The organism is Photobacterium sanguinicancri, assembly GCF_002265265.1.
GTDB lineage: Bacteria > Pseudomonadota > Gammaproteobacteria > Enterobacterales > Vibrionaceae > Photobacterium > Photobacterium sanguinicancri.
On the sequence record NZ_NOIF01000162.1, the window covers coordinates 1 to 11617 of the forward strand.

Annotated in this window: 12 protein-coding genes and 3 tRNA genes; 4 read left to right on the forward strand and 11 right to left on the reverse strand. The window is 43.3% G+C overall.

What is annotated here, in order from left to right; all coding sequences use genetic code 11:
• The 3 genes from ASV53_RS18950 to ASV53_RS18960 all read left to right on the forward strand — a co-directional run.
• The coding region (locus tag ASV53_RS18950; RefSeq protein WP_338091422.1) for a TonB-dependent receptor plug domain-containing protein at window positions 1–2161 on the forward strand (2161 nt) is incomplete at its 5' end.
• A 6-nt stretch (window positions 2162–2167) separates the two neighbouring features.
• Complete coding sequence (locus ASV53_RS18955; RefSeq protein WP_141226278.1) at window positions 2168–2824, forward strand: YfiR family protein; 657 nt, start codon at window positions 2168–2170, stop codon at window positions 2822–2824.
• Between the two features lie 34 nt (window positions 2825–2858).
• Window positions 2859–4829: a diguanylate cyclase domain-containing protein gene (locus tag ASV53_RS18960; protein ID WP_275657114.1), complete on the forward strand. Its 1971-nt coding sequence runs from the start codon at window positions 2859–2861 to the stop codon at window positions 4827–4829.
• 45 nt (window positions 4830–4874) lie between these two features.
• On the opposite strand, the gene ASV53_RS18965 is transcribed toward ASV53_RS18960, so the two are convergent.
• Both ASV53_RS18965 and ASV53_RS18970 read right to left on the reverse strand, forming a co-directional pair.
• The gene (locus ASV53_RS18965) at window positions 4875–5351 is read right to left on the reverse strand and encodes a DUF2947 domain-containing protein (protein ID WP_062690819.1); all 477 of its coding nucleotides are present in this window, start codon (window positions 5349–5351) and stop codon (window positions 4875–4877) included.
• A gap of 153 nt (window positions 5352–5504) precedes the next feature.
• On the reverse strand, window positions 5505–5726 hold the full coding sequence (locus tag ASV53_RS18970) for a hypothetical protein (protein WP_062690818.1): 222 nt from the start codon (window positions 5724–5726) through the stop codon (window positions 5505–5507).
• Between the two features lie 356 nt (window positions 5727–6082).
• On the opposite strand from ASV53_RS18970, the gene ASV53_RS18980 reads away from it, so the two are divergent.
• Window positions 6083–6829, forward strand: coding sequence for a DUF3108 domain-containing protein (locus ASV53_RS18980; protein ID WP_189337915.1), 747 nt, complete (start codon window positions 6083–6085; stop codon window positions 6827–6829).
• A 53-nt stretch (window positions 6830–6882) separates the two neighbouring features.
• On the opposite strand, the gene ASV53_RS18985 is transcribed toward ASV53_RS18980, so the two are convergent.
• The 9 genes from ASV53_RS18985 to ASV53_RS19025 form a co-directional block, all read right to left on the reverse strand.
• Window positions 6883–7134: a hypothetical protein gene (locus ASV53_RS18985; RefSeq protein ID WP_094958235.1), complete on the reverse strand. Its 252-nt coding sequence runs from the start codon at window positions 7132–7134 to the stop codon at window positions 6883–6885.
• A gap of 5 nt (window positions 7135–7139) precedes the next feature.
• Window positions 7140–7697 carry a gamma-glutamylcyclotransferase family protein gene (locus tag ASV53_RS18990; RefSeq protein ID WP_094958236.1) on the reverse strand — a complete coding sequence of 186 codons (558 nt, stop codon included), beginning with the start codon at window positions 7695–7697 and terminating at the stop codon, window positions 7140–7142.
• An 8-nt stretch (window positions 7698–7705) separates the two neighbouring features.
• A complete protein-coding gene (locus ASV53_RS18995) occupies window positions 7706–8686 on the reverse strand; it encodes a 5-oxoprolinase subunit C family protein (RefSeq protein WP_094958237.1) in 981 nt (326 codons plus the stop codon).
• Window positions 8674–9399, reverse strand: coding sequence for a 5-oxoprolinase subunit PxpB (gene pxpB / locus ASV53_RS19000; protein WP_094958238.1), 726 nt, complete (start codon window positions 9397–9399; stop codon window positions 8674–8676). The genes ASV53_RS18995 and pxpB overlap by 13 nt, the downstream gene beginning before the upstream one ends.
• A complete protein-coding gene (locus ASV53_RS19005; RefSeq protein ID WP_094958239.1) occupies window positions 9396–10136 on the reverse strand; it encodes a 5-oxoprolinase subunit PxpA in 741 nt (246 codons plus the stop codon). The genes pxpB and ASV53_RS19005 overlap by 4 nt, the downstream gene beginning before the upstream one ends.
• Window positions 10137–10358: 222 nt before the next feature.
• A complete protein-coding gene (locus ASV53_RS19010; protein WP_094958240.1) occupies window positions 10359–10658 on the reverse strand; it encodes a YMGG-like glycine zipper-containing protein in 300 nt (99 codons plus the stop codon).
• 581 nt (window positions 10659–11239) lie between these two features.
• A tRNA-Gly gene (locus ASV53_RS19015) sits at window positions 11240–11315 on the reverse strand.
• A gap of 29 nt (window positions 11316–11344) precedes the next feature.
• Window positions 11345–11431 (reverse strand) — tRNA-Leu (locus ASV53_RS19020).
• Window positions 11432–11539: 108 nt separating this feature from the next.
• Window positions 11540–11615 (reverse strand) — tRNA-Gly (locus ASV53_RS19025).
• Window positions 11616–11617 lie beyond the last annotated feature (2 nt).

An 11617-nucleotide genomic window follows, 5' to 3' on the forward strand; every position in this document is an offset into this window, starting at 1 on the left:
TCACTCAATAACTTATTTAGGCAATGTTTCTCCTGTGGTTATTACGGCGCGTTTATCTTTCCCCTTTTACTTTCTTGCTTTATTTTCAAGCATCGCTTTCGCACATGCAGATAAACAACCATTAGAACTTAATGCACTTATCTCACTAAGCCTTGATGAACTATCTAACATTGAGACAACCGTCACCTCTGCGGCAAAAAAGAGCCAAAACATCTCAGAGGTACCTGCCGCTATCTATGTTATTTCGAGTGAACAAATTATACGCAGCGGTGCTCGCTCTGTTGCCGATGCGCTAGCGCTCGCACCTGGCGTGACAGTGAACAAAATAAGTGAATATAACTGGCAAGTGTCTATTCGTGGCCTTAACGAGGTGCTGTTTAATAAAGCATTAGTCATGGTCGATGGTCGAAGTGTTTTTAGTCCGTTAATGTCAGGGACTTTTTGGCACACTGTCGATATGGTGATGTCAGACATTGATCGAATCGAGATCCTACGTGGTACTGCTGGAACTATGTGGGGCGGCAATGCGACAAATGGCGTAATTAACATCATCACTAAAAGCAGTAAAGAAACCCTAGGTCAGCACCTTGAAATAGCCGCTGGTGAACATAGCTATCAAGAAGTCAGCTACCGTCATGGCTTTACCCTTAATGAAAACACCACTGCGCGCATTTTTGTTAAGGGGGTAAAGTCGGACTATTACTATGATAACGACGAGCCATGGCGTAGCTATCGAGGTGGTTTTCGCTCTGACTATCAACAAGGTAGCAATGCAGTCACTCTTCAGTTTGGTGGGTACCATAATGTCTCTGAGCACTACTGGGAGAATTATAATCTAGCGGTTACGCCACCTCAACTCATCCCCACCCAGCTGGTTGATTACTCACGCGGCGGGTACATCAGCGTAGATTGGTTTCAGAATAACGATAAAACCGATTATGAAATGCATATTTGGGCTGATAGTAATTCTAAAGTTGAGCCCTCTTCTAAAGGACAGTTCTCGACACTTAATTTCGATGGGCTAACACGTACTCGCCTAACTGATAGCCATGAATTGACAACTGGCGGTGGTGTCCGCTTAATACATCGCAATGTCGCACCATATACAGATGATTATTATGCGAAACTTGAACCAATCGGACGCTACAGTAATGACCCTATCAATACTGACGCTATTTATAACCTGTTTACTCAACTTGAAAGCCAGCTAAGCGATAACATTACGACAACCCTAGGCGTGAAAGTCGAACATTTCAGTTTAAACAATACGACGGAAATTCAGCCTCAAGCCCGCATCACCTATCAGTACTCGCCTTTACAGCAGTTTTGGGCGGGTATTGGTCGTGCAGTAGTAACACCCGCAAGTGTTGAGTCACTGACTGATGGTTATCATCTAGGGGAAGTAATAGCAGCCGATCATGAAGGTTCAGGGAATTATCGCTATTACGACGGTCTTTTCTTCACCATGGGTAACCCTGAGATGGAGAATGAATCTGTCATCACTCTAGATGCAGGCCATCGCATATCACTAACGCCTGAACTAAACATCGATAGCACTGTCTTCTTCAGTAATTATCAAAACCTGAGAATGCTAGAAACAGGCAGTGATCCTTGGGTTTGTGCCTATGGCCAGTGTGATGATGGTACAAATTTACCGAATAACTTGTTCATCCACCAAACAGAGTTCGGTGATAGATTGAATGCAAACAGTTATGGTTTTGAAACAGCTATTCGCTGGCACCCTCACCAAGATTACATATTGAATACCAGCTATAGTTTTATTAATACCGAGGCTTATTGCAGTGATTATATGAGCTGTGCTGATGATGCAATGAGCGGGGCGAAAGCGACCTATAACCACCAACCCGCACATTACCTTTCCGTTCAGTCATTGTGGAGTATAAATGCAAGTTGGCAGTTTGATGTATGGTTTAAGCATAAGTCGAGTGTCGACTCTGATATCACTTACGGCGATGGTTCAAAACCATATTCTGCGCCAGAAGTCACAACAGTCGATGTCAGACTGGCCTGGCAAAAAAAACCATCATGGCCGAAGGTTGAACTGGTTATAGATGCTTTAAATAAGGCGCCTTATTCTGATATGCCCAACAAAGCTCGAATTGGTGAAACCGCTTACTTACGCAGTTCATGGGATTTTTGATTGATTATGTGGCATTCTTTTCACGCACTGTATCATGTTTACTCTCACGCACTTAAGCACCCAGTGCAAACGCTGCTACTTTTTGTGTCCAGCTTATTATTGAGTGGCGGGGTTAAAGCCGAGCAAGATAGTGCTTATGATGATTACCAAATCAAGGCGGTCTATATCTATCGCTTTGCTAGCTTTGTGCGTTGGCCTCAAGCACCGGATCACCAAATTCAATACTGTGCCTATGGTGCTGATAACATCAGCCAGACATTGCATCAGTTAATATTAAACGATCTTACCGCCAATAAACGACTCGTGTTCCACTATATAGATAACCTATCCCAAGCAGCGCAATGTGAACTGGTATACATCAGTCCATCTCAGTTTCCTATCCGCCACGACATCCCGAAATTATCTGGCGTACTCACGATCAGTAGTTATCCTGATTTTATTGATTATGGTGGCATGATCGAACTACGCACCGACAAAAGACGTATTCGGCCGATCATTGCACTCGATATCATCAAACAAGCAAATATGGCCATTAGTTCACAACTACTGCGTATTTCGATCATCAAGAACAGCCTTACCATCAGCCAGCAAAGGGATCTCGATCTCCCCACAAAAGAGCAACCATTGATACCGAGAGGTCGCTATGCGCCACTGGATCAATAGCCTCTCACTTGGGCAAAGGATGTCACTCCCTATTATGGGCTTCATCTTATTGGTTTTTTTAAGTTTTCAGGTAGTAACCTACCAAACTTTTATCAAAAAAGAACGAGCAAATCTAGTCAGCCGAATAGAAATTCTCGCTCAAGGTGTGGGGATGAATCTCACCGCTGCCATACTGTTTGATGACAGAATTGCAGCCCAAGAAATACTGTCTTCATTTAAGGCAGAGGCGTCTATTTCCTTAGTAGAACTTAATGATGGTTCCCTGCTAGCAAAATATATAAATGATGATATCGATTACATTAGGCCCACCGAACAACAGCGTATTATCGCCAAGCAGCAAGGTGCCTATTTTGGGAATTATATGCTGTATCTTGAAGTCCCTATAGCTTATGCGACAAACAGTGAAGCAAGCCTTTTTATCGCGGTATCACTCGAACATCTTCACCAGCTGCAAATAACTCAACTGCAATACAGCTTATTTCTTTTTCTCCTTTATCTCATCGTATGTGGCTATATCGTCAATCGTCTTCAAGCTTGGGTAACAAAGCCAATAGCTGAACTGAATAAAGCAATGAGATCAATTGTTCACGATGATACGAAGCAGTACTTCACCCCAACAGTCACAACAAACGATGAACTAGGAGAGCTCGCAAGCTGCTTTAACGAGATGCAGCTAAAATTACAAGAGCGCGATAAAAAGATACGTCTAACATTACATCAATTTAGCCAAGAAAAAGTATTTGCAGATGAAGTGGTTGCAACTGTCCAACATGCTCTGTTAGTCATAGATAAAAGTGCAACCATCACTCTCGCAAACGATGCTTGTTTCGATGTTCTTGGTGTACCGCAACGAAGTGCTATTAAACAAAACTTTGTTACCTTACTGCATCCACAACAACCTGAACGTTTTAAGCAGCAGCTACAGTTAGTGCTATCGAATAAACAGCATTTCAACCATTATGTGATTAAATGCCACTGCTCCAATACAAACACCGAACGCACACTTAATATCGTGAGTCGCCCTCTTTACCATCAAAAAAAGTTCTTATTTGCCATTGAAGATATAACCAAACAGCACCTCGCCCAAAAGCAACAACGCCTCGCGGCAAATGTTTTTGATAGCAGCCAAGATGCCATTATCGTTATGACCCAAAGTGGTATTATTGAAATGGTAAACCCTGCTTTTGAAAACTTAATTGGGTTTGAACATAATGAAGTGATTGGCAAACATTTTCATAGTTTAGTTGATATGGCGTCTTATCGCTTAATCGAAAATCACGTACGCCAACACTTAAACACTCGTAATTTGTGGCAAGGTGAATACCATCAATTACGCCGAGACGGTTCCACCATTCCGTTATTATTACGAGTGCATCGACTAACCGACCCTCAAAGTCGCGAGAGTCAGGTTGCTATTGTGGCGTCTGATTTACGCTTCATTAAAGAGAATGAACGCCTAGAACGCTTAGCATCGCATGACTCATTAACCAATCTCCCTAATCGAAGTAAATTGCACTCCCATATTCAAAACTTACTTGGGCAGCAACAAACGACACAAACGATCTTTGCTGTGCTCTTTATCGATCTTGATGGCTTTAAAGATATCAATGATACCTATGGACACGATGTGGGTGATAGTGTGTTAAAGATTGTGGCAGCCCGTATGTCTCGCACGATTAGGCAGGCAGATATTGTAGGGCGGCTGTCTGGGGATGAATTTATTACCGTGCTCAACCATGTGGCAGACTCAAGTAAAGTGGAACAGACAAGCGAGCGTATCTTGCTAAAACTTCAACAACCTATGAGTCTAGATGAAAAAATCATTAATCTCGGGGCCAGTATCGGTTGTTACTATGTACACCCAGGTGAGTATCAAAACGTGGATGATATTTTAAGACGAGCCGATAAAGCTATGTATGAAGCCAAAAGAACTGGCAAAGGGAAGGTCGTTATTTTCAACCCACTGACCACTGTGTGTCCCATAAAAACAAAACAGCCCCGCTAAAGCGAGGCTGTACAAATTAGTGCTACACGGAAATAATATTAACGCTTATTTCTCACGATGGCCTAACGTACAAGTACCATTTGATTGGAACCAAATTACTTGTGTTTTCTTACGGCCAATAAGCATTGGACCATCATCAAAGAATAAGAAATTCTTCCAGTTACGTTTAAACACGCCCCATTTAGTTTCAATAAGGTTGTATTTCTCGTAACAGAAAAAGACGGTGGTATTGTCTTCCCAATCAATGAAATCAAGAACCTCTTGCGGCAATTCAGGCTCGTCATTATCCCATGCATTCTGCCAATCAATCGCAGCTGACCACATTGCATCATTGGCAGCCCAATCACCTTTCTCAAAATGATCCGCGTCGGGACTTTGGCGACTAATATGATCGCGCCAAATATCAGAAGATCGTGCTTGGGTAAAAGGACGGATAAGCGTGAGATCATCTTCCGCTACCGGCATAGAAGCGTGTGTGAAGATCCACTTACGGGTGTAACTATCTAATTCTACGTAGTTCATTCGTCGACCTGAATTCTATTGACGCAGCAATGTACCTTAGTCAAACGAGATGTTCCAGCACTCCCTTATTATATTCAATTGATCACAGCCCAAAGTCAGTATCTAACCAACCTTGAGCATGCATATTTCCGTACCTTTGGTTATTCTACAGGGCTATTTGGCATCCCACTGATTACTGACCCAACCGCCGACCTGCTCATCGAAATGATTATCTGAATAGGTCTGATGCTGTTCAACAATTCCTTCACGATGTGCCCGAGTTTCGAGTAAATGAGAAATATGATTTGCCATCGGATCATTATTCGACGTTAACTGCTTTCTAATCGCCACTTCCTTTATCACTTGAAGTCGATAAGCGGAATTCATTCTCTTCATTACTCTCACCTCTTTTGAGAAACCCAAATAAAAATAGAAGCTCGACTTTAAATCGTCAAATAAGCATCATGAAAACGTCATTTCAACTGACTAACGATAAGAGCTACAAAAACAACACCTTAGAAAGTATGTTGAAATGCACATCCCAAAGCATTCGTATGGTTGATTTTAATCAATTGAAAAATAAGAAAAAAACAGGGTTAGATTTAGCTTCTTTTTTTTGTTATTTTTTTATGTCTCGCGTCACCTGACTGTCACGTAATACTATAGCCAATCGTAATCTATGATTTTGAGTGGCAAGCTACATCACAGATTGCTAACGTTATTATTAGAATTTCATTTTTAGGACGGTTTTTTTGCGTTTTTTTATCATACTTATCTTTCTTTTTTCGCCTAACTTCTCTGTGCAAGCCATCCCTTTGCCCGAGCTTCATCAGTGCAATAAAACGCTGACTTATCAGCTGTACTTCAGTGGCCTAAAAGTAGGAACGCTGTCTCGACATGTACATTGGCGTGGTAATAAAGCAAAAGTGTATGCCTACGGGAATGCCGATGTTTTAGTCACCTCGAGTAAATACAAAAACCAAACCGAAATGGAATGGTCTGATGCACAACAATCATTTATTACCCACTCTTTTAATCAGAGCGTAACGGGCTTACTTTCACGTAAAGCCACAGGGACATTTAGCGCCAACGGCCAGCAAGCAACCATTATAAAAGACGGTGAAACCACCCAGTATAATGACCCTGATTTCCCTCTGCTTGATGGGGATACTCTTGGTGCACAACTTCGCTTATTACTGATCCAAGGCAAAACGAAATTTGATTTCAAGATGCAAAGTACAAGCAAGGTTAGTCACTATTTCTTTGAAGTATTAGGATCAGAAAAAATCACCACGCGCTATGGTGAGGTAGAGACCTTAAAAGTAAGACAAACAGAAGTAGACGATAGGCAAATAGATATGTGGTTTGCACCGAGCCTTGATTACCAATTGGTCAAAGCAAAATATAAGCGCAATATCCTTAAATTAGAAGCCGAATTGGTTAGCATGAAAAAAGAATGTCCACCAACCCTTTCAGCAAAAGCTACGCCAACCAAGTAATGAGCATACCCCGAATAACAAAAGCCAGTAGCAATCAGTACTGGCTTTTTCAATTATTTAGCAAACACTTTGCCACCAATCATTTTAAAGGCTGGCGTACCTCTTACCAAAGTATCTCGCGCAAATTCAGTCTCGCACTGAGGGCAATGACAGGCTTTAGCCGTAAAATCTGTTGTTATACGTTCTTTAAAACATTTAACTAACGCACCTTTGCCGCCTTTACGATATTTAAATAACTGTGTTTTACAATTAGCACAATACACGTCTACGGTTTTGGTTGGGCCTTTCTTATTTGGTTTTGCCATCGGGATTACACGCGAACAGAACGAAGAAGCTGATCAATAATCGGCAGGTGAGCATCAACAACCCCTGCCATGTTGCCATATTTAGGCTGATGACGATCATTTTCGAAAGCGTGATGCCAACCTTGGGTTGAAGAGACAAAATACTCGGCAAAAGAATCAGAGATAGATAAACAGCCAGCTAAAACAGTATCTACATAGGTCTGCATGATAGGCTGGACGGCACAAGGTGCGAGTGGTTCATCTTTCACGTAAACCCACACATCACCAGCAAGTGATTGTTCACAGTTTTGTAGCGCGACATCTTGGCTATCAATCTTAATTCGGTGATAACCATGCTCTCGCTTATCAAATTCAGCCAGCGCAGATCTGTCTACCTCGACAATAACCCCATTGCATTGCCCTGCTTCAGGAACGACAATCAATGGCGAAATTTTGTAGCTACCATCCACTTTGCTCCAGTGACGCTGTAAGCCATTCACCATTGCTGGTGTTGCACGGCCTGTTTGTCCTGTTCGTGAACGGGAATGATCATTGATCAAGCTACCATAGCCAAAGATATACATTGCTACTCCTAAAAAGACAGACCAAAGAAGCGCGAAAACTGTTGCCATTCTTGCGTTAACAAACTGACATCACCACGCTGAAACCTCACCACTTTACCCGGTGGCGATTGAGCCAGTTTAGCCATATCTACACGTGCTACACAACCTATTTTCGGGTATCCCCCTAATGTTTGCCTGTCATTCATCATCACAATGGGTAACCCATCAGGTGGTAGCTGCACAGCACCATATGCAATCCCTTCTGATATAATCCCTTGGCTTTCTTCCCCTAGCGACTCACCTTCAAAACGGCATCCCATTCGATCACTGTGGGGGCTCAATGTATAGCTGTTAGTATAAAAGTGCGTTTTAAACGTCGAAGAAAACTTTTCAGCTTGATACGATTCAATCACCCGTAAAACTAACGGTTGGCTGTAATCGGGAATACATCGACTTGGTGCTGAAAGTGGCAAAAAGTCACCCTTCGGAACATGATGCGCCTCGCTAACAGATAGCTGTTCACCAATGGCTAAAGGTAACCCTTGCTGCTGCCCGTGCTGCTTTTCATGCAGTAAACCGCCTAACTGGTTACGTACTACTGTCGACACACTACCTCGTACAGGCACTACATTGAATCCACCTTTGACCGCTAAATATGTTCGTAATCCAGCTCGAGGATATCCTAAAGACAGAGTTTCACCCTGGCGTAATACAAATGTCTGCCACGGTATAACTGCAGCGCCATTTACTGACTCGCTGCTAATTGTCGCACTGCAATCCGCCCCCGTTAATACACAACAAATATTCGCATCTGTTGTAATACTTAACTGACCAAATGTAATTTCGAGTTGCGGGGCATTCGCATCATTCGCTAATAAGTAATTCGCCCAGCAATAACCATGCATGTCGGCAGCGCCACCTTGGCTTAAACCAACAGCAGCAACACCCAATCGCCCTGCATCTTGAATTAAGGTATGCATGCCAGCTTTGAGTACATTTATTGTTGCCATAACTGCCCACCTAGCGCGATATACGTTTGACGATCGATCGGTTCGAACTGCACCTGATCACCAATATCAAAAGGTGACATAGGATCAGTATTTGGATCAAAGAGAGACTGCGGGCAATTACCAATAATCTGCCATCCCCCAGGAGAATTTGCAGGGTAAATGGCCGTTTGTTCGTTCGCTATTCCTACACTTCCGGCAGGAACAAAATGGCGAGGAGTTACTAAACGAGGTGTCGCTATACGCGCATCAACGGACGCTAAAAAAGCAAACCCCGGAGCAAAACCAATAGCACAAACAGTATAACGTTGCTGACTGTGAGAACGGATTACTTCATCAATCGTTACTTGCGCATGCTCAGCTACCGTCACTAAATCAGGCCCTACACTCACATCGTAATACACAGGCAAAACAATTTGCTTCCCCTGCAATACAGCTGTTTTGCTGAGCTTTTTACTATTTCCCATAAAATCACAATCTTGATAGATTTTCTCTAACTGGGCAATAAATCGCCCTATCTCAGGCTCGGCACAGTGTTCAGGGGATAGTTGTAATAACAACGAACAATACGATGGGGTTATCTCAACCACAGCAGGTGATAGCACCTCCTTGATCCGTTGAACGTAATGCGCGATTTTAGCCGCTAGCTCAACATCTATCTTGTCAGCAAAATAAACCATCAAGGTTGTTTCTGATATTCGCTCAATACGCATCATGGTTTGATCACCTCATGCAGCGTCTGAATTAAGGCGATTGAGGCATCGTTATCGCCATGGACGCAAAGCGAATCCGCTCTGAGTTGAAGCTTCGAACCGTCAGAGGTTGTGACATAACCTTGAGTAAATTCTTTCGCTTGCTGCACGATACGATCGCGATTGTGGTAAACCGCTTCAGGCTGAGAACGTGGAACAAGAAAACCTTCTGGCGTGTAAGCACGATCCGAAAAGGCTTCAAATAACAACGCCACCTTATATTGCTCGGCAATACGCAGATAGTTCTGGTTATCAGGTCGCGATAAAACCATGAGCTTTATCGGAGGGATAAATCCTGAATTCATCCCTGCTATCGCTTTTAATATCGCAATAAAAATAGATTCATCCGCCATCATATCGTTATATAAAGCACCATGCGGCTTCACATAGCTAATTTGTTGACCGTGCAATTGGCAAATAGCGTTTAACGCACCCGCCTGATACGCCACCAGCTGTGTGATAGATTCTGCACTGTGGGGAATACTTCGCCTGCCAAACCCTTCCTTGTCGTTATAACCAGGATGCGCACCAATTTCGACGCCATACTGACAAGCACAAGCAACCGTTTTAGCCATTACATCAGGATCGGAAGCATGAAAGCCGCAGGCGATATTTGCCATATTGATCCATGGCATAACAGCATCATCACGCCCCATAAGCCAAGGGCCAAAACTTTCTCCCATATCGCAATTAAGCTTCATGACACGCCTCACCAAATGTTAACTGATTGTTTACATTAAATGATAAGCGGAAAAGAGTTACAAGAATAACAACCTGAAGATGAGATATTTACCATTAGCAATTTTAAAGCTGGTGCTGGACTGTCATGTCGATACGACCTTTACCACTCCTTGGCAAAGGCACTTACATCACAATAACTTAAGTGACAGTTTGTAATCATTCGTTTATGCGTTTCAACTGAGTTATTCGCTAAGAAGAATATCCGCTTCGATGTAATCCAAGTCATCTTGGTACTCAACTTCATCAATAACGGCATCTGTTATTGCATCATCACACTCCACATCAGCATAAGCACCACCCACTACACCAAGTGCACTACCCGCTGCTGCACCAGTTGCTGTATCTCCTGCGATTGCGCCTACAACACCACCGACAACAGCGCCTTCGACAGCATCAGTAATGACATTCCCACCACTGCACACTGCCCAAGACGAAGAACTGAATAATACGGTGAGTAAAAGTGCTGCGATTTTTGTTTTCATATTACGTAAACCTTACCTTTGTTTAGATAGCACTTAAGGTAAATAATTTAATGCATTACAACCAATTAGGTTCTGTAAGTCGCACTTACAGTCATAGGGAAGTTGTAAAACGGTTCGGTGGTTTATGACAAGGATGGAGTGGAGGTGAATAAGTTCAGTTCCGCATGAAAATAGAGATACCATCATAAATCGCAGGCAGTAAAAAGCCCCGTCATTTCTGACGAGGCTATGTATTTGGGGGAAAAGCTTGGAGCGACACACGAGGCTCCCGATTTTCAAGGAACAGGCGTGACCTCAACCTTGGCAAGGTTGCGCTCAACCTACTAAGCAAGTGCCGTATAACAACAGGTATCGTCATAAATCGCAGGCAGTAAAAAGCCCCGTCATTTCTGACGGGGCTATGTATTTGGGGGGAAAGCTTGGAGCAACACACGAGGCTCCCGATTTTCAAGGAACAGGCGTGACCTCAACCTTAGCAAGGTCGCACTCGACCAACTAAGCTAGTGCCGTATAACAACAGATATATCATCATAAATCGCAGACAGTAAAAAGCCTCGTCATTTCTGACGAGGCTTCTTATTTGGAGCGACACACGAGGCTCGAACTCGTGACCTCAACCTTGGCAAGGTTGCGCTCTACCAGCTGAGCTAGTGTCGCATTGCTGCATAAATGCAGACTTTAATAGATGGTGCCCCGGGCCGGACTTGAACCGGCACAGCGCGAACGCCGAGGGATTTTAAATCCCTTGTGTCTACCAATTCCACCACCAGGGCACGCAATTCTTTATTGCGATGCTCCTAACCAATGTGCTCTTAATAAGAGCGGTTAGACACCATCTTACAAGTAGTCTGCCAATGTAACGTGACTACTTTTACAAAATTTGGAGCGACACACGAGGCTCGAACTCGTGACCTCAACCTTGGCAAGGTTGCGCTCTACCAGCTGAGCTAGTGTCGCAG